Source organism: Azohydromonas sediminis, from assembly GCF_003574675.1.
In the GTDB taxonomy this organism is placed as follows: Bacteria; Pseudomonadota; Gammaproteobacteria; order Burkholderiales; family Burkholderiaceae_C; genus Calidifontimicrobium; species Calidifontimicrobium sediminis.
Genome location: NZ_QOAZ01000013.1, coordinates 19,996 through 43,243, shown reverse-complemented (window position 1 = coordinate 43,243; position 23,248 = coordinate 19,996). Strand labels below are relative to the sequence as shown.

Below are 23,248 nucleotides of genomic sequence, written 5' to 3'. Positions count from 1 at the left end.
GCCGCGTCGGCCGGCTCAGACCGGCTGCAGCGCCGGCGCGGCCGCCAGGCGCGCGCTGATTTCCTTGCGGAAGCGGTTGAGCTCCTGCACGCTGGCGAAGCTGCGCTCCATCAGCAGGCCGAGGTTGTGCAGGATGCGCTCGACGACCTTGCCTTCCCACGCGGCGTCGAACTGGATCTGGCGGTCGAGCCAGCGCTCGAGCCACTGCGGGTCGGGCAGGCGGCTTTGCACCGTGTCGCGCGGGAACAGCTTCTCGTTGACGTGCAGGTTCGTCGGGTGCAGCGCCTGCGCGGTGCGGCGCGCGCTGGCCATCAGCACGCCGACCTTCGCGAACGCGGCGCGCGCCTCGTCGCCGAAGCGCGCCAGCGCGCGCTTCATGTAGCGCAGGTACGCGCCGCCGTGGCGCGCCTCGTCGCGCGCCAGCGTCTCGTAGATGGCCTTGATGACCGGCTCGGTGTGCCACTCGGCGGCACGCCGGTACCAGTGGTTCAGCCGCACTTCACCGCAGAAGTGCAGCATCAGCGTCTCGAGCGGCGGCGCGGGGTCGAACTCGAAGCGCACCGCGTGCAGCTCGTCCTCGGTGGGCACCAGGTCCGGGCGGAAGCGGCGCAGGTACTCCATCAGCACCAGCGAGTGCTTCTGCTCCTCGAAGAACCACACGCTCATGAACGCCGAGAAGTCGCTGTCGTCGCGGTTGTCGCGCAGGAACATCTCGGTGGCCGGCAGCGCCGCCCATTCGGTGATCGCATTCATCTTCACCGTCTGCGCCTGCTCGTCGCTCAGCCGCGCGGCGTCGAACCGGTCCCATGGAATGTCGGTGTCCATGTTCCAGCGCACGGCTTCGAGTTGCTTGAACAGTTCAGGGTAGAGCATGGCGGTCCTGCGATCGGCGGCGGGATTGTAGGCGGCCCCTGCGGGCGAGCGCGTCCAGGGGCTGTGTGCTCAGCGGCGGGCCGCGCGCCAGGCGTGCACCGCTGCCACGAGCGCGTCGAGCGTGGGCATCGCGTCGACGCCTTCGACGGCGTGGCGCTGCAGCAGCGGCAGGACCCCGCCGGCCCACAGCGCCGTCGTCGCCGGCAGCTTCGCGCGCAGTTCGGCCAGCCCGTCGAGGATGTGGTTCGGGTTGACGCTGGCGGTGAACCCGATCGCGACGACGTCGGCGCGGTAGGCCTCGGCGGCGAGCACGATGTCCCACAGCGGCGTCTGCACGCCCAGCGACACGCACGCCGCCCCTTCGATGGCCAGCGTCGCCTCGGCCATCAGCAGCCCGAGCCCGTGCGGCTCGCCGGGGAAGGTGGTCAGCAGCACGCGCGGCCTCGCGCCGGCCTCCGGCTCGGGCAGCGCCGCCAGCGCGTGGCGCAGGACCGACTGCAGCGACTCGGTCAGCGCGTGTTCCTGGTAGACCTCCAGATCGCCGCGAACCCACGCCTCGCCGACGACGGTGGCCAGCGGCGCCGCGACCTCGACGACAAAGCGACCGAGGCCCGCACGCGCGAGGCCGCGCGCCAGCGCGCGCCGCAAGCCGACGATGTCGTGCGCGCGCAGGCGGTCGAGGTAGGGCTGCAGGTCCGACGGCGTCACCGCCAGCGCGCGGCCGGGTACGGGCGGGCGCTGGTCCGGCATCGAGGCCGCCAGTCGCTGCAGGTCCTCGCTCGGCAACGACACGATGCGTCCAGGCCGGTGGCCGGCGTCGAGCAGGCGCTTGACCGTGCGCAGCTTCTCGACCTGTTCGAGCGGGTAGGCGCGCTCGCCGTGGCGGTCGCGCTGCGGGGCCGGAAAGCCGTAGCGTCGCTCCCACGCGCGAAGCGTGTCCTTACTCAGGCCGGTGTCGCGCTCGACGGCAGCGATCGACAGCGTCAGCGGGCGCGAGGCGCGCGCCATCCCGCCGCCTTGCGACACGGTGGCCTCGGCCATGTCGACGGCATTGCTGTCCAGGACGCTCATCGGCAACTCTCGGGTTCGCGGCCTAATATTGGCTCGTCGTCAATATTTGCACAGGACAAGGGGTATGAATCGAAGAGTTTGCCGTCGGCCGGCGGCGTGGCACCGGCGGGTGGGCGTGGCGTTCGCGGCGGTGCTGGCCATGTCGTCGGCAACCGCCGCAGGTCGCGACGCGACGTGCCCGGCGCTGCTGCAGCAGACGATGCCACGTCTGCAGGACGAGCGGCCGATCGACCTGTGCACCCATGCGGGCAAGGTCGTGCTCGTCGTCAACACGGCGAGCTATTGCGGCTTCACGGGGCAGTACAAGGGCCTCGAGGCGCTGCAGCAGCGCTATGCGGCACGCGGCTTCGTCGTGCTCGGCTTCCCGTCGAACGATTTCGGCCGGCAGGAGCCGGGCAGCAACGCCCAGATCGCCGAATTCTGCGAGAACACCTTTGGTGTCCGCTTCCCGATGTTCGCCAAGTCGAGCGTCGTCGGCGCACAGGCCAACCCGCTGTTCCGCGCCCTCGCGCAGCGCACCGGGCAAGCCCCGCAGTGGAACTTCCACAAGTACCTCGTCAGCCGCGATGGGCAGGAGGTGGTCAGCTTCGCCAGCGCAGTCGATCCGCAATCCCGAGCGCTGACCAAGGAAATCGAGCGGCTGCTGGCCAAAGAATAGACTTTTGAGTATATTAATAGACGCTATGGTTCACATCGCGTCTAGCCAGACTCGCCGCTTTCCTTGCCCCCGCGCGCGGGTGCGTGATCAGCGTCGGGGAACTCACGCGCCCGGCGCCGCTCATAGGCAGTGCGCGTCAGGGTCGCCGATGGCGACGGCGTCGAAGGTTTCCCTGCTGTGCAGCCCGCCGGCTTCGCCGGCTGGAATCTCGGAGCGTCTCTCCTCCTCCCTCCTCCCTCCCTCCTTCGCTCCGGGGCGGCCCACAGCAGCTTTTATCCCGCGGGGCACCGGCTTCGGTGCCCCGCTTGCGTTGGTGCAGGGCTGAACGATGCGCCGCGTCGCCGTCATCGGCTCCGGCATCTCGGGTCTGGCCGCCGCGTGGCACCTCGCGCGCGAGGCACGGGTCACGCTGTTCGAGGCCGGCCGCTGGTTCGGCGGTCACACGAACACGGTCGACGTGACGCTCGACGGCGTCACGCACGGCATCGACACCGGTTTCATCGTCCTCAACGAGCGCACCTACCCGCGGCTGCTCGCGCTGTTCGCCGAACTCGGCGTGCCGCTGGCGCCGTCGGACATGTCGTTCTCGGTGCAGGTGCCCGACCTGCCGCTCGAATGGAGTGGCAGCAACCTCAACAGCGTGTTCGCGCAGCGCTCGAACCTGCTGCGCCCGCGCTTCTGGAAGCTGCTCGCCGAGATCCTGCGCTTCAACCGCGTGACGACGGCGATCGCGCAACGCAATGCCGACGACGAGCTGCGCCAGCCGATCGGCGAGTTCCTGCGCGCGCAGGGCTTCGGCAACGAGTTCCGCGACTGGTACTTCCTGCCGATGATCGGCTGCATCTGGTCGTGCCCGACCGACCAGATGCTGCGCTTCCCGATCGCGACGATGATCCGCTTCTGCCACAACCACGGTCTGCTGCAGGTCGACGACCGGCCGCCGTGGTTCACGGTGCGCGGCGGCGCGCGGCAGTACGTGCGCAAGATGCTCGAGCGCATCGACGACGCGCGCCTGAACACGCCGGTGCGCTCGGTGCGTCGCATCCCGCCGGGGTCGGCCGAGTACGGCGTCGTCGTCGCGACCGACCACGGCAGCGAGCGCTTCGACGACGTCGTGCTCGCGTGCCACTCCGACCAGAGCCTCGCGCTGCTCGCCGACGCGACCGACGCCGAGCGCGAGGTGCTCGGCGCGATCCGCTACCACCCCAACCGCGCGGTGCTGCACACCGACACCACCGTGCTGCCGCGGCGCCGGCTCGCGTGGGCGTCGTGGAACTACGAGCGTGCGTCGGACGACGCGCGCGAGCGCTCGCAGGTGTGCCTGCACTACCTGATGAACAAGCTGCAGCCGCTGCCTTTCACGACGCCGCTCGTCGTCTCGCTGAACCCGGTGCGCGCGCCGCGCGCCGCCGCGGTGCTGGCCGAGTTCGACTACGCGCACCCGGTGTTCGACCAGGCCGCGATCGACGCGCAGCAGCGCCTGCACGAGATCCAGGGCCGCGCGCACACCTGGTTCTGCGGCGCGTGGACGCGCTACGGCTTCCACGAGGACGGCCTGATGTCGGGGCTCGCCGTCGTCGACGGTCTGCGCGCCGCGTGGCACCAGAGCGCGGCGACGACGCCGGAGGCCGCGTGAGCGCACCGCGCGCGCTGCTCGGCCGTGGCGTGGTGCGCCACCAGCGGCTGCGTCCGGCGCGCCACGGCTTCGCGTACCCGACCTACTTCCTGCTGCTGCCGCTGCGCACGCTGCGCGCGCAACCCGACGCGGCGCTGCCGCGCAACCGCTTCGCGCCGATCGCGTTCTTCGACCGCGACCACGGCGACGGGCGCGACGACTGCCTCGCGTGGCTCGACGAGTTGCTGGTGCGCGAAGGCATCGCCGACGCCGACGGCGAGGTCTGGCTGCACTGCTATCCGCGCGTGCTCGGTTACGTGTTCAAGCCCGTCAGCTTCTGGTACTGCCACCGCCGCGACGGCTCGCTCGCGGCGATCGTCGCCGAGGTCAACAACACGTTCGGCGAACGTCACTGCTATCTGCTCGCCGGCGAGCGCGTCGGCTTCGGGCGCGAGCTGACGGCGCGCAAGGTGTTCCACGTCTCGCCGTTCTGCCGCATCGAGGGCGACTACCGCTTCCGCTTCATGCGCACCGACCTCGCCGGCCGCGGCCGGCCGCCGCGCACCGCCGTGCGCATCGACCTCCACGACGCCGACGGCCCGCTGCTGCAGACCAGCGTCAGCGGCGTGCTCGAGCCGCTGACGGCCGCCGCGCTGCGGCGCGCTTTCGTCGGCACGCCGCTGATGACGCTGGGCGTCATCGCGCGCATCCACTGGCAGGCGCTGCTGCTTTGGGCCAAGCGCGTACCGTTTTTCCGCAAGCCGGCGCCGCCGGCCGCCTTCGTGACCCGTTGAACGACGACGAGCCCTCCGATGAGCACGACCACCACCGCCTCGCTTGCCCTGCCCGCGTCGGCGCCGCGCGCCGCGCGCCTCGTGCTGAATATGCTGCAGCACCTGCAGCGCGCCACGCTCGACGTGCAGCTGCCCGACGGCCACCAGCTGCGCTTCGGCAACCCGGCCGACACCGGGCCGCGCGGCGCGATCCGCCTGCGAACCTGGGACGTGTGCGCCGCCGCGCTGAAGTCGGGCGACATCGGCTTCGCCGAGTCGTACATCGCCGGCACCTGGACGACGCCCGACCTCGCCGCGCTGCTGAAGGTCTTCATCGCCAACCGCGACGCCGCCGAGCAGCTGATCTACGGCTCGTGGTGGGGTTCGCTCGCGTACCGGCTCAAGCACCTGCTGCACCGCAACTCGCGCCGCGGCAGCCGCAAGAACATCCACGCGCACTACGACATCGGCAACTCGTTCTACACGCTGTGGCTCGACGAGACGATGAACTACTCGAGCGCGTGGTTCGCCGGCGACACGTCGCGCTCGCTGCCCGATGCGCAGCACGCCAAGGTGCGCCGCGCGCTCGCGCAGTGCGGCATCGCGCCGGGTGGGCGGCTGCTCGAGATCGGCTGCGGCTGGGGCGCGCTGGCCGAGATCGCCGCGCGCGACTTCGGCGCCCACGTCACCGGGCTGACGCTGTCGACCGAGCAGCTCGCGCACGCGACGAAGCGGCTGGCCGACGCGGGCCTCGCCGACCGCGCCGACCTGCGCCTGCAGGACTACCGCGACGTCACCGACGCGCCGTTCGACGCGATCTGCTCGATCGAGATGTTCGAGGCCGTCGGCCGCGAGTACTGGCCGCACTACTTCCGCACCGTGCACGACAAGCTCAAGCCGGGGGGGCGCGCGTGCATCCAGACGATCACGATCCGTGACGACCTGTTCGAGCGCTACGTGCGCTCGACCGACTTCATCCAGCAGTACATCTTCCCCGGCGGGCTGTTGCCGAGCGCGCAGGCGTTCCGCGCCGAGGCGGCCCGCGCCGCGCTGCGCGTCGTCGACGAGTTCGCGTTCGGCCACGACTACGCCGAGACGCTCGCGCGCTGGCGCACCGCGTTCCTGCAGCGCGAGCCGCAGGTGCGCAAGCTCGGCTTCGACACGCGCTTCATGCGCACGTGGGAGTTCTACCTCGCGTACTGCGAGGCCGCGTTCGCCACCGGCAACACCGACGTCGTGCAGTTCACGCTGCAGCGCGACGGAGGCCGCCCGTGACGCGCGGCGCCGGCGTGTCGCGGCGCGCGCTGCTGCTCGCCACCACGGGCGCGGTGGCCGCGGCGTCGTGGCCAGCACGCGCGTCGATCGCGCCGCCCGAGATCGCTGCCGAACTGCCCGGCGTGCTCCTGCTCGGCAGCGGCCGCCTGCGTTTCCTCGGCCTGCAGGTCTACGAGGCGCGGCTGTGGGCGCCGCGCCCGCTGGCCGACGACGACTATGCGCGCGTGCCGCTGGCCCTCGAGATCGAATACGCGCGCCGGCTCGTCGGGCGGCTGATCGCCGAGCGCTCGATCGTCGAGATGCGCCGCCTCGCCGCGTTCGACGACGCGCGCGCCGAGCGCTGGCAGGCGCAGCTCGCGGCGATCCTGCCCGACGTCGACCGCGGCGACCGGCTCACCGGCGTGCAGCTGCCCGGCACCGCCGCGCGCTTCTTCGCCAACGGGCGCGCGATCGGCGAAGTGCGCGACGCCGAATTCACGCGGCTGTTCTTCGGCATCTGGCTGTCGCCGCAGACGTCGGAGCCGCAGCTGCGCGCGGCGCTGCTGGGCACCTGACGATGGCGACGCCCGCGATGGCCGCGCCGGCCGCAGCGACGGCGGCGCCGCCCGCCGGCTGGCGCCTCGGCGTCGCCTATGGCGGCCTCGGGCTGCCGCTGGCCTTCGTCGCGCTGCCGCTGTACGTGATGCTGCCGAACCACTACGCGAGCGTGTTCGGCGTGCCGCTCGCGCTGCTCGGCGCAGTGCTGCTCGGCGCGCGCCTGTTCGACGCCGTGACCGACCCGTGGATCGGCCGCCTCGTCGACCGCTGGTTCGAGCACTCGACGGCGCGCGTCCTCGTCGCCGCCGTCGCTGCCGCAGTCGCGGCGGCGGTGGGCTTTCGCGCCCTGTTCTTCCCGCCGGTCGAGGGCACCGCGGCGCTGCTCGTCTGGTGCGCCGCCGCGCTGGTGTGGACCTACCTCGCGTACAGCGTGCTCGCGGTGCTGCACCAGGCCTGGGGCGCGCGGCTCGGCGGCGACGCCGCGCAGCGTGCGCGCGTCGTCGCGTGGCGCGAGGGCTTCGCGCTCGTCGGTGTGCTGGTGGCCAGTGTGCTCCCGGCGCTGGCCGGGATGGGCGCGGCCACCGTCGTGTTCGCCGTCGCGCTGGCCGCCGGCGTCGCGCTGCTGGCGCAGGCGCCGCGCACGGCGTCGCACCCCGCCGCAGCCGGCAGGGTGCCGTCGATGACGCTGCCGCTGGGCGATGCGGCGTTCCGCCGCCTGCTCGCCGTGTTCCTCGTCAACGGGATCGCCAGCGCCGTGCCGGCGACGCTGGTGCTGTTCTTCATCCGCGACCGGCTCGACGCGCCGGCGTTCGAGCCGCTGTTCCTCGCCAGCTACTTCGCCGCCGGTGCGCTGTCGATGCCGCTGTGGGTGCGCATCGTGCGCCGCGTCGGGCTCGCGCGTGCGTGGCTGGCCGGCATGCTGCTCGCGGTGGCCACGTTCGTCTGGGCCGCGTTCCTCGGCGCCGGCGACGTCGCCGCGTTCACCGTCGTGTGCATCGCGAGCGGCCTGGCGCTCGGCGCCGACCTCGCGCTGCCGGGCGCGCTGCTCGCCGGCGTGATCCAGCGCGCCGGGCGCAGCGGTCAGGCCGAGGGCGCCTACTTCGGCTGGTGGAACTTCGCCACCAAGCTCAACCTCGCGCTGGCCGCCGGGCTCGCGCTGCCGCTGCTGCAGCTGTTCGGCTACACGCCGGGCAGCCGCGAGCCGCAGGCGCTCACGGCGCTGACGGTGGCGTACTGTGCGCTGCCGTGCGTGCTCAAGCTCGGCGCCGCGGCGCTGCTCGTCACGCGCTGGATGCGCGACCCCCACGGAGCCTGCGAATGAACCGACGACTGTGGCTCGGCGCTGCCGCCGGCACCGCCGCGCTCGCGCTGGCCGGCTGCGCCGGCCCGAAGCCGGCCGACTACGCCGCCGAGCGGCCGCTGCTGGACCTGCGCGAGTACTTCAACGGCGACGTCGTCGCGCACGGCATCTTCACCGACCGCAGCGGCAGGGTCGTGCGCCGCTTCACGGTGCTGATGAAGTGCCACTGGAACGGCGACGACGGCGTGCTCGACGAGTACTTCACCTACAGCGACGGCGAGACGCAGCGCCGCGTCTGGCGGCTCAAGAAGTGGCCCGACGGCCGCTACACCGGCACCGCCGACGACGTGATCGGCGAAGCCAGCGGTCAGGCCGCCGGCAACGCGTTCAACTGGCGCTACACGCTCGCGCTGCCGGTCGACGGCAAGGTCTACCACGTGCAGTTCGACGACTGGATGTACCTCGTCGACGAGCGCGTGATGCTCAACAAGGCCGTGATGAGCAAGTTCGGCATCACGCTGGGCGAAGTCACGCTCGCGTTCAGCAAGCGCTGACCGGCACCTGACGTGACCGATTGCGAGACGCCGCGATGCCGCTGAACCCGCCGATCACCGACTGGACGCGCCAGGTCGTCTGGCTCGTCGGCGCGTCGTCGGGCATCGGCCGCGCCACCGCCGCGCACCTGGACGCGCTCGGCGCGCGCGTCGTCGTCTCGGCGCGCAACGCCGCGGCGCTCGACGCGTTCGCCGCGCAGCACGCGGGCAGCCTGGCCATCGCGCTCGACGCGACCGACCGCGACGCGATGCGCACGGTCGCCGCGCGCATCGTCGAACAGCACGGGCGCATCGACCTCGCGATGTACTGCGCCGGCCACTACAAGCCGATGCGCGCGACCGCGTTCGACCTCGACGACGCGCTGCGCCACCAGCAGGTCAACTACGTCGGTGCGCTGCACCTGCTCGATGCCGTGCTGCCGCAGCTGATCCGCCAGGCCGGGGCCGGCCAGCCCGCGCACCTGAGCCTGGTGTCGAGCGTGGCCGGCTACCGCGGGCTGCCGAAGTCGCTCGCGTACGGGCCGACGAAGGCCGCGCTGATCAACCTCGCCGAGACGCTGTACCTCGACCTGCACCCGCTGGGCGTCGGCGTCTCGGTGATCAACCCGGGCTTCGTCGACACGCCGCTGACGGCGCAGAACGAGTTCCGCATGCCGGCGCTGATCGGCTCCGACGAGGCCGCGCGCCAGATCGTCGCCGGCTGGCAGAAGGGCCGCTTCGAGATCCACTTCCCGAAGCGCTTCACGCACGCGCTCAAGGCGCTGAGCGTGCTCAGCGACGGGCTGTACTTCGCGGCGATCCGCCGCGCCACCGGGCTGTGAGCCGCCACGCCGATGCGCGCGTCGCGCGCCTGGTGGCACGCTTCGAGGCGCTCGCGCCGTCGGACCTGCCTCGGCTGGCCGAGCTCTACGCCGACGGCGCACGCTTCAAGGACCCGTTCCACGACGTGCGCGGCGTCGACGCGATCGCGGGCGTCTTCGCGCACATGTTCGCCGCGCTCGACGCGCCGCGCTTCGTCGTGCGCGACATCGTCGTCGACGGCGACCAGTGCTTCCTGACCTGGGACTTCCTGTTCCGCATGAAGCGCTTCGCGCAGGGCGAGCAGTGCATCCACGGCGGCTCGCACCTGAAGCTGGCCGCCGACGGGCGCATCGCCGAGCACCGCGACTACTGGGACGCGGCCGAGGAGCTGTACGAGAAGCTGCCGGGCATCGGCGCGCTGATGCGCTGGCTCAAGCGGCGCGCGCGGTCATGAGCCCGCGCGTGGCCGTCGTCGGTGCCGGCATCGCGGGCCTGGCCTGCGGCGCGCGGCTGCGCGACGCGGGCCTGGCCGTGACGCTGTTCGACAAGGGCCGCCAGCCCGGCGGCCGTCTGGCCACGCGCGCGACCGACGTCGGCACGTTCGACCACGGCGCCGCGTCGTTCGCGGTGCGCGCCGACGGCCACGACGAGGGCTTCGGCGCCGAAGTCGCGCGCTGGGCCGCCGCCGGCGTCGTCGCGCCCGATCCCGTGCTGCCCGGCGCGTGGATGGGCGTGCCGACGATGAACGCGCTGCCGCGCGCGCTCGCGGCGACGCTCGACGTGCGCCAGGGCGTGCGCGTCGCGGCGATCGGGCGCGACGGCGGGCGCTGGCACGTGCTCGACGCCGAGCGCCGCGTGCTCGGCGACGGCGCGTTCGACGCCGTCGTCGTCGCGACGCCGGCCGAGCAGGCCGTGCCGCTGCTGGCAGGCTCGCCGGCGCTGGCGCAGGTGCTGAGCGGCGTGCACAGCGAAGCCTGCTGGGCCGTGATGGCGGCGTGGAACGCCGGCGCGCCGGTGCTCGAGCGCCCGCTGCTCGGCCCGCTGTGCCACCGCCCCGACAGCACCGCGCCGCTGGGCCCGCTGGCCTGCGTACGGCTCGAGAACGGCAAGCCGTCGCGCGACGCGTCCGGCGCGCAGCGCTGGGTGCTGACGGCCACGCCGTACTGGAGCGCGCACAACCTGGAACTCGACGCGGCCGAGGTCGTCCGCCACCTGCTCGACGACCTCGCCCGCCGCTCGGTGCGCGCGCTGGGCACGCCGGTGCACGCCGTCGCGCACCGCTGGCGCTACGCCGAGGTGCCGCAGCCGGTGGCCGCGCCGTGCGGCTGGGATGCCGAGCGCGCGCTCGGCGCCTGCGGCGACGCGTGGTGCGCCGACCCGGGCGCCTCGAGCGTCGAGCGCGCGTGGCGCTCGGGCCGTGCGCTGGCGCAATGCGTCGTCGCGGCGCTGCCGGCCGACGCGCGGCGGCGCTGACGCGGCGCCTCGCGCGACCTCAGTCGTCGGTGCCGGGCCAGCGACCGTCGCGCGCGAGCGCGGCGCGGATCGCGTCGCCGTCGGCGTCGAGCCCCGGCGCGGGCCGCTCGGCGGCGGCGCGCCGGCCGTCGAAGCGCATCGGGCTCAGCACGGCCGGCGGCACCGCGCCATCCGCCGCGCGCGCGATGCCGCGCGCGACGACGTGCGGGTCGGCGAACACCTGGCCGATGTCGAGGATCGGCGCGCACGGCACCGCCGCCGCTTCGAGCGCCTCGACCCACGCCGCCGTCGTGCGCTGGCGCATCACCTGCTGCAGGCGCGGCACGAGTTCGTCGCGGTGGCGCACGCGCTCGGTGTTGGTCGCGTAGCGGGAATCGGCGGCGAGCTCGGCGCAGCCGGCCACGGCACAGAAGCGCTCGAACTGGCCGTCGTTGCCGACCGCGAGCACGACGTGGCCGTCGGCACTTTCGAACACCTGGTACGGCACGATGCTCGGGTGCGCGTTGCCCTGGCGCTGCGGCACGCGGCCGCTGCAGAGATAACCGCTGGCCTGGTTCGCGAGCATCGCGACCTGCACGTCGAGCAGCGCGGCGTCGATGTGGCGCCCGCGGCCGGTGGCCTTCGCCTCGTGCAGCGCGGCAAGGATCGCGGTGGTGGCGTACAGCCCCGTCATCAGGTCCGCCACGGCAACCCCGACCTTCTGCGGCTCGCGCCCGGGCTCGCCGGTGATGCTCATCAGCCCGCCCTGCGCCTGAATCGCGAAGTCGTAGCCGGCGCGCTGCGCGTACGGCCCGTCCTGGCCGTAGCCGGTGATCGAGCAGTAGATCAGGCGCGGGTTCAGGTCCGCGAGCGTCGCATGGTCGAGCCCGTACTTCGCGAGCTGGCCGACCTTGTAGTTCTCGATCAGCACGTCGGCCTCGGCGGCGAGCGCGCGCACGAGCGCCTGGCCGTCGGCGCTCGCGAGGTCGGCCGCGACCGAGCGCTTGCCGCGGTTGGCCGCGAGGTAGTAGCTCGCCGTGCGCGCGCCGTCGGGCGCCTGCCACCACGGCGGGCCCCACGCGCGCGTGTCGTCGCCGGCGCCGGGGCGCTCGACCTTGATCACGTCGGCGCCGTAGTCGGCCAGCAGCTGCCCGCACCACGGCCCCGCGAGCACGCGCGACAGGTCGAGCACGCGCACGCCAGCCAGCGGGCGTGGCGCGCGATCGGTCGGGGATGGTTCGCTCACCTCGGTCAACCTCGGGCGACGCCGCGCCGACGCGTCAGGCGGCCGCCGCGGATCCGGCTTCGCCGGTCCGCCGGCGGCGCCCCCTCGAGGGGGATGCGCCGAAGGCGCTGCGGGGGTGGTCCATCAGAACGCCGCGATCCCGGTGATCGCGCGCCCGAGGATCAGCGCGTGGATGTCGTGCGTGCCCTCGTAGGTGTTGACGACCTCCAGGTTCACCAGGTGCCGCGCGATGCCGAACTCGTCGCTGATGCCGTTGCCGCCGAGCATGTCGCGCGCCGTGCGCGCGATCTCCAGCGCCTTGCCGCAGCTGTTGCGCTTGAGCAGCGACGTCGCCTCGATCGACGCCGTGCCGGCGTCCTTCATGCGCCCGAACACCAGGCAGCCCTGCAGCCCCAGCGCGATCTCGGTGGCCATGTCGGCGAGCTTCTTCTGCACCAGCTGGTTGGCCGCCAGCGGACGGCCGAACTGCTTGCGGTCGAGCACGTACTGGCGCGCGGTGGCGTAGCAGAACTCGGCCGCGCCGAGCGCACCCCACGCGATGCCGTAGCGCGCGCTGTTCAGGCACGTGAACGGGCCCTTCAGCCCGCGCACCTCGGGGAACGCGTTCTCGTCGGGGCAGAACACGTCGTCCATCACGATCTCGCCGGTGATGCTCGCGCGCAGCCCCACCTTGCCGTGGATCGCCGGTGCCGACAGGCCCTTCCACCCCTTCTCGAGCACGAAGCCGCGGATCTGCCCGTCGTCGTCCTTGGCCCAGACGACGAACACGTCGGCGATCGGGCTGTTGCTGATCCACATCTTCTGCCCCGTCAGGCGCCAGCCGCCGTCGACCTTGCGCGCGCGCGTGGTCATGCTCGCCGGGTCCGAGCCGGCGTTGGGCTCGGTCAGGCCGAAGCAGCCGATCCACTCGCCGCGCGCGAGCTTGGGCAGGTACTTCTGCTTCGTCGCCTCGGTGCCGAACTCATGGATCGGCACCATCACGAGCGACGACTGCACGCTCATCATCGAGCGGTAGCCCGAGTCGACGCGCTCGACCTCGCGCGCGATGAGGCCGTAGGCGACGTAGTTCAGGCCCGCGCCGCCGTAGGCCTCGGGGATCGTCGGCCCGAGCAGCCCGAGCTCGCCCATCTCGCGGAAGATCGCCGGGTCGGTCGTCTCGCTGCGGAAGGCGTCTTTGACACGCGGCAGCAGCCGCTCCTGACAGTACGCGTGCGCGGCGTCGCGCACCGCGCGCTCGTCGTCGCTCAGCTGCGCATCGAGCAGCAGCGGGTCGTCCCAGTGGAAGGCGGGCTTGGCCATCGCGGTCTCCGGTGCGGGGTCATCGAAATGCGGCGCCTTCACTCGGCACACGCACCAGCCGACATGCTAAGCGGCCCGCGCTCCGGCGGGCAAACGAGAATTCGGCATCGACGAGTGCAAGAAACGCACTTCGACAAGGAGCCCGCGATGCGCCGCCGCCTGCCCAGCACGACCGCCCTCGTCGCCTTCGAGGCGGCCGCCCGCCACCAGAGCTTCACGCTCGCCGCCGAGGAGCTCGCGCTGACGCAAAGTGCGGTGTGCCGCCAGATCGCCGCGCTCGAAGCCACGCTGGGCGTCAAGCTGTTCCGGCGCACGCGCCGCGGCGTCGCGCTGACGCCGGCCGGCGCCGGGTACGCGCGCCGCGTCGCAGCGCGGCTGGCCGCGCTCGAGGCCGACGCGCTCGACGTCGCCGCCGGCGATGGCGGAGAGCGCCGCGTCATCGAGCTGGCCGTGGTGCCCACGTTCGCCACGCGCTGGCTGCTGCCGCGGCTGCCCGACCTCGCGCGCGCCGCGCCGCAGCTGCAGCTGAACCTGCACGTGCGCACGCGCCCGTTCCTGTTCGACGGCAGCGGGCTCGACGCGGCGATCCACGCCGGCGACGGTCACTGGGCCGGGTGCCGCTGCGTGCCGCTGATCGGCGAACGGCTGGTGCCGGTGTGCAGCCCGGCAGTGGTGCCGCGCGGCCAGCGGCTGAGCGTCGAAGCGCTCGGCCGCCTGCCGCTGCTGCAGCAGACGACGCGCCCCGACGCGTGGCGGCGCTGGTTCGCGCAGGCGGGCGTCGAGGTCGACGGCGATCTGCGCGGCCCCCGCTACGAGCTGTTCTCGATGAGCATCGAGGCCGCGGTGCAGGGCCTGGGCGTCGCACTGGTGCCCGACATCTTCGTCGCCGACGAGCTCGCCAGCGGCCGCCTCGTGCAGCCGGTGCCCGCCGCGTTCGACAGCGACCGCCGCTACGAGCTCGTCGTGCCCGACGGGGCGGCGAGCCCGGCGCTCGAGACCTTCGAACGCTGGCTGCTCGCCACGGCGCGCTGAGGCCCGCGCCGCCGGGCGCGGCCGCTCACCCGCACGCGAGCGCCGCCGCGTCGTCTTCGCGCACGTCGGTGCCGTGCACGAGTTCGAAGCTCGACGGGTACCAGGCGCAGCCGCGCGGCAGGTCGTCGTCGCCGGCCAGCGCCGGCAGGACGTCGGCCGTGCCATCCTGCACGCGCGTCGAGGCGGCGCCCCGACGGCGGCGCCCGTGGCGCGCACGTGCGAACCAGCGCCACGGCACGAGCGAGGACAGCGAGCGGATGGAGGTCATGCCAGTCTCCCGGTCATCGTGGGCCCGCACACCGGCCCTTCGACGCCATCGTCGGTGACGCGGGTGCCGTACTCAATCGCCCGCAGGTCGGTCACCCGTCGGAGGCCCCCGGCGGGGCCGACAATGCCGCATGGCCGACGCGATCGACACCGCGCTGCAACGCCACCATCGCCTCGTGCAGGCGCTGTGCCGCGCCGGCGGCTGGCCCGACGCCGACGGGCCGGTCGAGGTCGTGCAGACCCACCTGTCGACGGTGCTGCTGTCGCGCACCTGGGCGCTGAAGCTGAAGAAGCCGCTCGCGCTCGACTTCGTCGACTTCTCGACGCTCGAGCGCCGGCGCCACTTCTGCGAGGAGGAGCTGCGGCTGAACCGCCGCACCGCGAGCGCGTGGTATGTCGACGTGCAGCCGGTGACCGGCACCGTCGATGCGCCGCGGCTCGGCGGCGACGGCGAGCCGATCGAGTGGGCGCTGCGCATGCGCCGCTTCGACAGCGCGAGCGCGTTCGACCGCCTCGCCGACGCCGGTGCACTGACGCGCGCGCACATCGATGCCCTCGCGGCCACGGTGGCCGCGTTCCACGGTGCGCTGCCGGCGTCGCCGGCCGCCTACGGGGACCCGCAAGTCGCGCTGCGCGTCGCGCTCGACAACCTGCGCACGCTGGCAACGCTGCGCGCCGATGCGGCCGCCATCGACGCACTGCACCGCTGGACGCGCGAACGCTTCGACGCCATCGCCGAGACGCTGGCATGGCGCCGCGCGCAGGGCCGCGTGCGCGAGGGCCATGGCGACCTGCACCTGGCCAACATCGCGTGGCTCGACGGGCAGGCGGTGCCTTTCGACGCGCTCGAGTTCGACCCGCGGCTGCGCCACGTCGACGTGCTCGCCGACGCCGTGTTCGCGTTCATGGACCTGCTCGACCACGGCCTGCCGGCGCTCGCGTGGCGCTACCTGAGCCAGTACCTCGAGCACACCGGCGACCACGACGGGCTGCCCGTGCTGCGCTGGTTCGCCGCGTACCGCGCGCTGGTGCGCGCCAAGGTCGCGGCGATCCGCGCCGCGCAGCCGGACGCGGCGCCCGCCGAGCGCACCGCCGCCGACGCTGCCGCGCAGCGGCGCCTCGCGCTCGCGCACGACCTCGCGCACCCGCCGGCGCCGCGCCTGGTGCTGACCAGCGGCGTCAGCGGCAGCGGCAAGAGCACGGTCGCGCAGCGGCTGGTCGAGGCGCTCGGCGCGGTGCGCGTGCGCTCCGACGTCGAACGCAAGCGGCTGTACGGCCTGACCGCGACCGCGCGCGTCGCCGACCCCGCGGCGCTGTACCACGCGCGCGCGACCGAGCGCACCTACGCGCGGCTCGAAGCCGTCGCGCGGCACGCGATCGAAGGCGGCATCTCGGTCGTCGTCGACGCCGCGTTCCTGCGCCGCCGCGAGCGCGACGCGATGCGCGCGCTGGCGCGCACGCTCGGCGTCGACTGCGTGACCGTCGAGTGCACGGCGCCCGAGCCGGTGCTGCGCGAGCGGCTCGCGCGCCGCGCCGCCGACAACCGCGACGCGTCGGACGCGACCGCCGACGTGCTCGCGCTGCAGCTGCGCGTGCGCGAACCGCTCGCCGCCGACGAGGGTGCCGTCGTGCTCGACACCGACACGACACCGGGCGAGGTCGACGCGCGCGTCGACGCGCTGGTGGCCGGCTGGCGGCGCGGCTGACACGCGCGCTCTACCATCGGCGCCCACCCACCGCCACCGCGACGACCGTGATGCGCATCGACTTCGTCTCCGACGTGGCCTGCCCGTGGTGCGCGATCGGCCTGAACGCGCTCGAACGCGCGCTCGAGCGGCTGCGCGCGCAGCCGGGCGGCTTCGACGTCGAGCTGCACATCCAGCCGTTCGAGCTGAACCCGGGGCTCGGCCCCGACGGCGAGGACGCCGCCGCGTACCTGAAGGCGAAGTACGGCCTGAGCGACGCGCAGCTCGCAGCGTCGCGCGAAACGCTGCGCGAGCGCGGCGCCGCGGTCGGCTTCGCGTTCGGCGAGCGGCTGCGCGTGTGGAACACGTTCGACGCGCACCGGCTGCTGCACCACGCCGGGCTGCAGGGCGGCGACGTCCAGCGCCGGCTCAAGCACGCGCTGCTCGTCGCGTACCACCGCGACGGGCGCAACCCCGGCGCCGCCGACGTGCTGCTCGAACTCGCACGCGACGCCGGCCTCGACGACGACGGCGCGCGCGCCGTGATCGCGTCCGACGCGCATGCCGACGACGTGCGCGCGGCCGAGCGGGCCTGGCAGCAGGCCGGCATCCGCGCCGTGCCGTCGGTGGTGATCGACGGCCGGCACCTGCTGCAGGGCACGCAGACGCCCGACGCCTACGCGCAGGCGCTGCGCGAGCTCGCACGCTGAGCGCGCGGGCGCGCGCCGCTCACGCGTGCGCGAAGTTGACCGGCAGCCCGGGCACGTCGACGCGCAGCCGCAGCACGGCGCCGGCCCAGGGCTCGCGCGCGAGCTCGTCGGCGCCGAGCCCCTTGCGCGCCGTCGTCACGTACAGCGTCTTCAGGTCGTCGTCGCCGAAGCACGGCATCGTCGGGCTGCGCACCGGCAGCGGCACCTCGCGCGTCAGCGTGCCGTCGGGTGCGAAGCGCAGCAGCCGCGCGCCCTCGTACATCGCGACCCAGTAGCCGCCGTCGGCGTCGACGGCGGCACCGTCGGGGCGGCCACCGTAGGCCGCCGGGGCCGCCGCGTCGCGCGACGCGAAGCGCGCGAACTCGCGCTGGCGCGACAGCGTGCCGCCACTGACGTCGAAGTCGAACGCGTACACCACGTGCGCGCGCGTGTCGGCCCAGTACATCGTGCGGCCGTCGGGGCTCCACGCCAGCCCGTTGCTCGCGCTGATGCCGCCGGCCACGCGCTCGATCCGGCCGGCGTCGAAGCGGTACAGCGCCGCCTCGCCGGTGCGCCCGTCCTCGCTGTAGGTGCCGACCCACAGCCGCCCGAGCGCGTCGGCCTTGCCGTCGTTGAAGCGCTGCGTCGCGGTGTCGTACGGCGCCTTCGCGACGCGCCGCGTCAGGCCGGCGCCGGGGTCGAAGTGCCACAGCCCGTCGCGCAGCGCCAGCAGCAGCCCGCCGCCGAGCCGCGGCGCGACACAGCCCGGCTCGGTGGGCAGCGGCCACTGGCGGTGCGCGCCGTCGCGCCCGGTCCAGCGGTGCAGCGCGCGCCCGGGGATGTCGACCCAGTACAGCGCCGCCTCGCGCGGATGCCAGAACGGCGACTCGCCGAGCGCGCAGGCCGGCACGCCTGCCAGTGGCTCGACGGCGGTCATGCCGGCGCGATGTCGAGCTGCATCCACGCCTCGAACGCCTGCCCCGGCTCGAGCGCGCGCAGCCCGTGCGCGAGCGGCTGCGCCATGTGGATCGCGTTGCTGACGTGGCCGACCGGCTCGACGCAGAAGTAGTCCTTGGCCGGCGGCGTGTAGACCACCAGCCGGTCGAGCGACGAGGTCAGCCGCAGCGAGAATTTCTCGTCGCGGATGCGCGCGGCGCCCTGCCAGCCGTCGAACACGTGGTCGAAGTCGAGGTGCGCGACGTCGCCGTCGAGCCCGCTTTGCGCGACGCGGCGCGTCGGCAGCTGCGTCGTCGGGTCCGACTCCCAGCGGTGCGTCAGCTCGGCGTGCAGGCGGCTGCGCGCGCGCTTCGGGAAGTACGGGTGCCAGCCGAGCCCCACCGGCTGCGCATGCGGCGCCGTGTTCACGAAGCGCATCGACACGCGCAGCGACTGCGGCGAGAGCTCGAAGCGCTGGTCGAGCGTGAACGCGAACGGCCAGTCGGCGTCGCCGCCGTGCACGAGCGCGAGCGCCGCGGTGTGGCCGTCGGCCGACTCGACGGTCCACGCGCGCTGCCAGGCGACGCCGTGTATCGAATGCGGGCCATCGTCGAGACTCGGGCGCGTCGTGTGGTCGTGCCCGAGCCAGCGGAAGCGCGCGAAGCCGAGCCGGTTCGAGTACGGCGCCAGCGGGTAGCAGCCGGACTGCCGCGAGCGCTCGAGCGCCGGCGGCTCGGTGCTGCGCAGCACCGGCAGCCCGGCGTGCCACAGCCCGGCGACGCAGCCGCCGAGGTCGGGGCGCAGCGCCAGGCGCAGCTCGCCGGCGGTCAGTTCGAGGGGCGAGGCGGTCGTCATCGCGGGCTCGGGTGGGTGGGGGCGGTCAGCAGGTCGCGCCGTCGGTGTGCGTGCCGTGGACCACCGAGTGCACGACGTCGTCGCCTTCCTGCGTGCGCAGCGCACCGGCGGCGGCCTGCGCACCGCGCATCAGCAGCGCGAGGTCGGACGCGATCGCGACGAAGTCGAAGCCCGCGGCGCGGTACTGCACCACCGCCGCCGGCGAGTCGCCGATCGTGCCCACCGGCTTGCCGAGCACCTTGCACTGCGCGGCGGCCTTCGCCATGCGCTCGACCACTGCCGGGTGGTGGGCCTGGCCGAGGTGACCCATCGCGGCCGACAGATCGGCCGGGCCGATGAACAGCGCGTCGACGCCGGGCACCTCGGCGATCGCCGGCAGCGCGTCGAGCGCGGCCGGCGTCTCCAGCTGCACGATGACGCCGACGCAGCGGTTGGCCTGCGCGGCGTAGTTGGCCACGGTGCCGAATTTGGTCGCGCGGCTGGTGCCGACGACGCCGCGCACGCCCTCGGGCGGGTAGCGCGTGGCGGCCACTGCGCGGCGCGCCTCGTCGGCGCTTTGCACGAACGGGAACATCACCGTCGTCGCGCCGGCGTCGAGCACGCGCTTGACGACGACCGGCTCGTTCCACGGCACGCGCACCACCGGCACCATCTTCGTGTTGCCGACCGCCTGCAGCATGCCGACGAGCCCGGCGACGTCCAGCGGCGCGTGTTCCATGTCGATCACGCCCCAGTCGAAGCCGGCGTGGCCGATCGCCTCGGCGACGATGGGGCTGGCCGACAGCACCCAGGTGCCCACCGGCGTGTGCGCGCCGCTGGCGCGCAGCAGTTGTCGAAACGGGTTCATCGTGGTCTCCTTCGCGCTCGCGCCGTCAGCCGAGGTCGGCCTTCAGGTAGTGGGCCCCGGGCAGCGGGTTGTAGTAGTACGGCGGCACCTCCTCGAAGCCGAGCGACGCGTACAGGCCGCGCGCGGCCTCCATGTCGTCGAGCGTGTCGAGCAGCATCACCGAGTAGCCGGCGCCGGTGGCGTGGTCCATCAGCGCCTGCGCGAGCAGGCGCCCGATGCCGAAGCGGCGGAACGGCCGGCGCACGTACAGCCGCTTCATCTCGCACGCGTTGGCGTAATCCACGTCGACGAGCGGGCGCACCGCGCCGCAGCCGGCGAGTTCGCCGTCGACGAAGGCCAGCAGCAGCGCGCCCTGCGGCGGCGCGTAGTCGCCGGGCAGCCGCGCGAGCTCGTCGTCGAAGCCCTGGAAGCCCAGGTCGACGCCGAGCTGCTCGGCGTACTCGCGGAAGATCTCGCGCGCCAGCGCCAGGTGCTCGGGGCTGTCGGCCGGCGTCAAGTCGATGCGCGGCGGCAGGCTGCTCGGCTCGGACATCGCGCGTGGTGCCGTCGTCATGCCATCGTCACGAGCCAGCGCACGACGACGGCGCAGCCCGCGATCAGCACGGCGGCGAACAGCCGCGTAGCCAGCGTGTCGGTCGACGCCGGCGTCCCTGGGGCCAGCGTCTTGTCGCCGTGCCACATCGGTGCGACGAGGTCGCGCCCACGCAGCCGGTACACGACGATCGCCGCGACGTGCATCACGACGAGCGCGATCAGCGCCCACTGGCCGAAGGTCTTGTGGTACGCCGTGGCCGCCAGGCCCGTCTCGACGGCGACGAAGCGGTTCAGCGGCCCGACGTTGGCGATCTCGTCGTCGGCCACGAGCCCCGTGGCGACCTGCGCGGCCAGCACCGCGAGCAGCGCGAACACCGACAGCGCGCCCAGCGGGCTGTGGCCGGCGTCGAGGTGCTCGCCCGGCTGCGGCGCCCCGCGCAGGTAGCGCACGAGGCGCCCCGGCGTCGGCACGAAGCTCGCGAAGCGCGACCAGTGCCCGCCGACGAAGCCCCAGACGAGGCGAAACGCCAGCAGCGCGAGCACGGCGTAGCCGAAGCGGAAGTGCCACACCATCGCGTTGCCGCCGATCTTCGCGCTGACGACGGCGGCGACGACGGCCAGCGCGAGCGCCCAGTGGAACAGGCGCGTGGGCAGGTCCCAGATGCGTACGGGCACGGCGGCGTCGGCGGGGCGGGCGGTCTCGGGCATGGGCGACGAGCGGCTCAGGACACAACGATAACCCGGCGCGCCGCCGGCGGCGATGGCGGAGTAACCGAGGTCACAGACGGCTCATCGCTTGTCCCTACACTGGCCGCGGTCCGGAGCACTCCGGACACCCACGTCCCTCGAACCGACCGGAGAGACCACGCATGAAGCGATTTGCACTCACCGCGGCGACCGCCGCGCTCGCCGTGACGACTGCGCTGCCCGCGGCGGCCCAGTTCCAGCGCCCCGACGACGCCGTCAAGTACCGCAAGGGCGCGTTCTTCGTGATGGGCCAGCACTTCGGCCGCATCGGCGCGATGGCCAACGGCCGCGTCCCGTTCGACGCCGCGGCGGCCACCGCGAATGCCGAGATCGTCGCGATGCTGGCCCCGCTGCCGTTCGCCGGCTTCATCGACGGCACCGACAAGGGCGACACGCGCGCGCTGCCGAAGATCTGGACCGAACGGGCCCAGTTCGACGCCGGCGCGAAGAAGCTGCAGGAAGAAACGCAGAAGCTCGTCGCCGCGGCGAAGTCGAACAACCTCGACCAGCTCAAGGCGGCGTTTGGCGCCGTGGGCCAGACCTGCAAGGCCTGCCACGACAACTACCGCAAGGAGTAAGCCCGCGCCCGCAGGCGCGCCGAAGCGGCGCCCGGACGGCCCGATGGCCGCGCACTGTGCCGCCGGCACGTCGGTCGCGGCGCGGCGGGCCATCGTCGCCCGGCGGCGCACCGGGCTCACGCGCCGCCGGTGAGCTCGACGACGCCGCGCGGCGTCTCGAGGACGGCGTGCAGCGGCGCGCCACGATCGTGGACGGTCACGCCGGGCACGTCGAGCGCGACCGCGGCCGACAGCGGCACGCCGCCGACGGCGAACGCACGCAGCGCCACGCCGCGCGCCGGCAGCGTCGCCGTCGGGTGCGCGCCGTCCCATTCGATCCACAGCGGCCACGCACCGGCGGCGAAGCGGCGCGCGTCGTCGCGCAGCGTGATGCGCCAGCGCAGCGTGCCGCGCTGCGCCGCCACGATGGCGCCCGGGTCGACGCCGAGCCGCGCGAGTGCCGCGCGGCGCGCGTCGAGTGCGTCGGTGCGCGCGACCCAGTGCACGAGCTGCGGGCCGTGGCGACGCAGGCGCTGCTGCAGCCACGGGTCGTCGAGCCCGAACCAGCGCACGCGTGCCGGCGCCGGCGCGTCGGGGTCGACGGCGATGATCTCGAGGTAACTCTGCGGGAATACGTCGCTGCCGGTCGCGAGCAGCCGGTTGTGCGTGCCCATCAGCGCGTGACGGCCGCCGGCGTCGGGCACGACGCCCAGCGTCGCCTCGCACCACGCCGCGCCATCGTCGAGCGTCGCTGCGGCGACGACGAGGTGGTCGAGTGCGGCCGTCACAGCGCGACCGTGCCTTCGATGCAGACGGCGACCTCGCCACCGATCCAGACGTCGTCGCCGATGCGCTCGACGTGCACGCGCCCGTCGGCGCCGAGCGCGCCGCCCTGCGCGGCGACGTAGCGCGGCGGCGCCAGTCCGGCGCCAGTCAGCCACTGCGCGAGGCCGGCGTTGAGGCTGCCGGTCACGGGGTCCTCGAACATCCCGTTCGGGCCGGGGAAGAACGCGCGCACCTCGAACGCCGTCTCGCCACCGGGCGCCTCGGGGCCGACGACGCCGAGCTTGACGTCGCAGCCGCCGAAGTCCGGGCGCAGCGCGCGCACCGCCGCGGCCGACGGCAGCATCACGGCGACCCAGCCGGGGCCGTTGTCGACGTGCTGGTGCGCGACGAGGTCGGCGCGCGGCACGCGCAGCCAGCCGGCGATGCGCGCGAGGAGCGCCTCGTCGAGCGGCCCGGTGCGCACGAGCGGCGGCGCGGCGAAGGCCAGCCGCGCTCCGTCGCGGCGCACGCGCACCAAGCCCACACCGCACTGCTGCACGACGACGCGGCCGTCCTTCGGCACGCCGCCGGCGGCGAGCCACGCAGCCGCGCTGCCCAGTGTCGGGTGGCCGGCGAACGGCAGCTCGCCGCCGGGGGTGAAGATGCGCACGCGGTAGTCGGCGCGCGCATCGGTGGGCGGCAGCAGGTACGTCGTCTCCGACAGGTTGGTCCAGCGCGCGAACGCGGCCATGCGCGCGTCGTCGAGCGTCTGCGCGTCGTGCACGACGGCCAGCGGGTTGCCCGCCAGCGCGCGTGCACCGAAGACGTCGAGCTGCGTGAAGCGGTACCGGCGCATCGGCGCGCTGCCGGTCGCGGCGGG

26 protein-coding genes are annotated in these 23,248 nt (G+C 73.8%); 14 read left to right on the top strand and 12 right to left on the bottom strand.

The window, feature by feature from the left end; genetic code table 11:
• Positions 1 to 15 precede the first annotated feature (15 nt).
• A complete protein-coding gene (locus DRV96_RS09095) occupies positions 16 to 873 on the bottom strand; it encodes a ferritin family protein (protein WP_119290118.1) in 858 nt (285 codons plus the stop codon).
• A gap of 69 nt (positions 874 to 942) precedes the next feature.
• Complete coding sequence (locus DRV96_RS09090; RefSeq protein WP_235823351.1) at positions 943 to 1,944, bottom strand: MerR family transcriptional regulator; 1,002 nt, start codon at positions 1,942 to 1,944, stop codon at positions 943 to 945.
• A 64-nt stretch (positions 1,945 to 2,008) separates the two neighbouring features.
• On the opposite strand from DRV96_RS09090, the gene DRV96_RS09085 reads away from it, so the two are divergent.
• The 10 genes from DRV96_RS09085 (at position 2,009) to DRV96_RS09040 (ending at position 10,930) form a co-directional block, all read left to right on the top strand.
• Positions 2,009 to 2,602 carry a glutathione peroxidase gene (locus tag DRV96_RS09085; RefSeq protein ID WP_119290116.1) on the top strand — a complete coding sequence of 198 codons (594 nt, stop codon included), beginning with the start codon at positions 2,009 to 2,011 and terminating at the stop codon, positions 2,600 to 2,602.
• Between the two features lie 328 nt (positions 2,603 to 2,930).
• A complete protein-coding gene (locus DRV96_RS09080) occupies positions 2,931 to 4,238 on the top strand; it encodes an NAD(P)/FAD-dependent oxidoreductase (RefSeq protein WP_119290114.1) in 1,308 nt (435 codons plus the stop codon).
• Entirely contained in the window at positions 4,235 to 5,011 is a 777-nt protein-coding gene (locus tag DRV96_RS09075) for a DUF1365 domain-containing protein (protein WP_119290193.1), read from the top strand. The genes DRV96_RS09080 and DRV96_RS09075 overlap by 4 nt, the downstream gene beginning before the upstream one ends.
• Before the next feature lie 18 nt (positions 5,012 to 5,029).
• Entirely contained in the window at positions 5,030 to 6,265 is a 1,236-nt protein-coding gene (locus DRV96_RS09070; RefSeq protein ID WP_119290112.1) for an SAM-dependent methyltransferase, read from the top strand.
• Positions 6,262 to 6,819, top strand: a complete 558-nt coding sequence (locus DRV96_RS09065) for a chalcone isomerase family protein (protein WP_235823350.1) — start codon at positions 6,262 to 6,264, stop codon at positions 6,817 to 6,819. The genes DRV96_RS09070 and DRV96_RS09065 overlap by 4 nt, the downstream gene beginning before the upstream one ends.
• Positions 6,820 to 6,821: 2 nt before the next feature.
• Positions 6,822 to 8,123 (top strand): MFS transporter, encoded by a 1,302-nt coding sequence (locus DRV96_RS09060; protein WP_119290110.1) that lies wholly within the window; start codon positions 6,822 to 6,824, stop codon positions 8,121 to 8,123.
• A complete protein-coding gene (locus DRV96_RS09055; protein WP_119290108.1) occupies positions 8,120 to 8,656 on the top strand; it encodes a DUF3833 domain-containing protein in 537 nt (178 codons plus the stop codon). Before DRV96_RS09060 ends, DRV96_RS09055 begins: the two co-directional genes overlap by 4 nt.
• 35 nt (positions 8,657 to 8,691) lie before the next feature.
• The gene (locus DRV96_RS09050) at positions 8,692 to 9,477 is read left to right on the top strand and encodes an SDR family NAD(P)-dependent oxidoreductase (protein WP_119290106.1); all 786 of its coding nucleotides are present in this window, start codon (positions 8,692 to 8,694) and stop codon (positions 9,475 to 9,477) included.
• A complete protein-coding gene (locus tag DRV96_RS09045; RefSeq protein ID WP_119290104.1) occupies positions 9,474 to 9,911 on the top strand; it encodes a nuclear transport factor 2 family protein in 438 nt (145 codons plus the stop codon). Before DRV96_RS09050 ends, DRV96_RS09045 begins: the two co-directional genes overlap by 4 nt.
• A complete protein-coding gene (locus DRV96_RS09040; RefSeq protein ID WP_119290102.1) occupies positions 9,908 to 10,930 on the top strand; it encodes an NAD(P)/FAD-dependent oxidoreductase in 1,023 nt (340 codons plus the stop codon). The genes DRV96_RS09045 and DRV96_RS09040 overlap by 4 nt, the downstream gene beginning before the upstream one ends.
• 19 nt (positions 10,931 to 10,949) lie before the next feature.
• Here the strand turns inward: DRV96_RS09040 and DRV96_RS09035 are convergent, their stop codons facing one another.
• Together DRV96_RS09035 and DRV96_RS09030 are read right to left on the bottom strand one after the other, a co-directional pair.
• The gene (locus DRV96_RS09035) at positions 10,950 to 12,155 is read right to left on the bottom strand and encodes a CaiB/BaiF CoA transferase family protein (protein WP_119290189.1); all 1,206 of its coding nucleotides are present in this window, start codon (positions 12,153 to 12,155) and stop codon (positions 10,950 to 10,952) included.
• Positions 12,156 to 12,278: 123 nt separating this feature from the next.
• A complete protein-coding gene (locus DRV96_RS09030; protein ID WP_119290100.1) occupies positions 12,279 to 13,454 on the bottom strand; it encodes an acyl-CoA dehydrogenase in 1,176 nt (391 codons plus the stop codon).
• Between the two features lie 147 nt (positions 13,455 to 13,601).
• On the opposite strand from DRV96_RS09030, the gene DRV96_RS09025 reads away from it, so the two are divergent.
• Positions 13,602 to 14,486 (top strand): LysR substrate-binding domain-containing protein, encoded by an 885-nt coding sequence (locus DRV96_RS09025; RefSeq protein ID WP_119290187.1) that lies wholly within the window; start codon positions 13,602 to 13,604, stop codon positions 14,484 to 14,486.
• Positions 14,487 to 14,511: 25 nt separating this feature from the next.
• On the opposite strand, the gene DRV96_RS09020 is transcribed toward DRV96_RS09025, so the two are convergent.
• Complete coding sequence (locus DRV96_RS09020; RefSeq protein WP_119290098.1) at positions 14,512 to 14,754, bottom strand: hypothetical protein; 243 nt, start codon at positions 14,752 to 14,754, stop codon at positions 14,512 to 14,514.
• A gap of 130 nt (positions 14,755 to 14,884) precedes the next feature.
• Between DRV96_RS09020 and DRV96_RS09015 the strand changes: the two genes are divergently transcribed.
• Together DRV96_RS09015 and DRV96_RS09010 are read left to right on the top strand one after the other, a co-directional pair.
• Positions 14,885 to 16,459, top strand: a complete 1,575-nt coding sequence (locus tag DRV96_RS09015) for a bifunctional aminoglycoside phosphotransferase/ATP-binding protein (protein WP_119290095.1) — start codon at positions 14,885 to 14,887, stop codon at positions 16,457 to 16,459.
• Between the two features lie 50 nt (positions 16,460 to 16,509).
• Positions 16,510 to 17,148, top strand: a complete 639-nt coding sequence (locus tag DRV96_RS09010; RefSeq protein ID WP_119290093.1) for a DsbA family oxidoreductase — start codon at positions 16,510 to 16,512, stop codon at positions 17,146 to 17,148.
• Between the two features lie 19 nt (positions 17,149 to 17,167).
• On the opposite strand, the gene DRV96_RS09005 is transcribed toward DRV96_RS09010, so the two are convergent.
• The 5 genes from DRV96_RS09005 to DRV96_RS08985 are packed head-to-tail and all read right to left on the bottom strand — an operon-like array spanning position 17,168 to position 21,007.
• Positions 17,168 to 18,064, bottom strand: a complete 897-nt coding sequence (locus tag DRV96_RS09005) for an SMP-30/gluconolactonase/LRE family protein (RefSeq protein WP_119290091.1) — start codon at positions 18,062 to 18,064, stop codon at positions 17,168 to 17,170.
• On the bottom strand, positions 18,061 to 18,918 hold the full coding sequence (locus tag DRV96_RS09000) for an aldose 1-epimerase (RefSeq protein ID WP_119290089.1): 858 nt from the start codon (positions 18,916 to 18,918) through the stop codon (positions 18,061 to 18,063). Before DRV96_RS09000 ends, DRV96_RS09005 begins: the two co-directional genes overlap by 4 nt.
• A gap of 25 nt (positions 18,919 to 18,943) precedes the next feature.
• Positions 18,944 to 19,765, bottom strand: coding sequence for an HpcH/HpaI aldolase family protein (locus tag DRV96_RS08995; RefSeq protein WP_119290087.1), 822 nt, complete (start codon positions 19,763 to 19,765; stop codon positions 18,944 to 18,946).
• A 25-nt stretch (positions 19,766 to 19,790) separates the two neighbouring features.
• Complete coding sequence (locus DRV96_RS08990) at positions 19,791 to 20,297, bottom strand: GNAT family N-acetyltransferase (protein ID WP_119290185.1); 507 nt, start codon at positions 20,295 to 20,297, stop codon at positions 19,791 to 19,793.
• Positions 20,298 to 20,314: 17 nt separating this feature from the next.
• Positions 20,315 to 21,007, bottom strand: a complete 693-nt coding sequence (locus tag DRV96_RS08985; protein ID WP_119290086.1) for a cytochrome b/b6 domain-containing protein — start codon at positions 21,005 to 21,007, stop codon at positions 20,315 to 20,317.
• Positions 21,008 to 21,168: 161 nt separating this feature from the next.
• Between DRV96_RS08985 and DRV96_RS08980 the strand changes: the two genes are divergently transcribed.
• Complete coding sequence (locus DRV96_RS08980) at positions 21,169 to 21,624, top strand: c-type cytochrome (RefSeq protein ID WP_119290083.1); 456 nt, start codon at positions 21,169 to 21,171, stop codon at positions 21,622 to 21,624.
• Positions 21,625 to 21,740: 116 nt separating this feature from the next.
• Here DRV96_RS08980 and DRV96_RS08975 read toward each other — a convergent pair whose 3' ends face one another.
• Together DRV96_RS08975 and DRV96_RS08970 are read right to left on the bottom strand one after the other, a co-directional pair.
• Positions 21,741 to 22,391, bottom strand: coding sequence for a VOC family protein (locus DRV96_RS08975; RefSeq protein ID WP_119290081.1), 651 nt, complete (start codon positions 22,389 to 22,391; stop codon positions 21,741 to 21,743).
• Positions 22,388 to 23,224 carry a PhzF family phenazine biosynthesis protein gene (locus DRV96_RS08970; RefSeq protein WP_119290079.1) on the bottom strand — a complete coding sequence of 279 codons (837 nt, stop codon included), beginning with the start codon at positions 23,222 to 23,224 and terminating at the stop codon, positions 22,388 to 22,390. Before DRV96_RS08970 ends, DRV96_RS08975 begins: the two co-directional genes overlap by 4 nt.
• Positions 23,225 to 23,248: the final 24 nt, after the last annotated feature.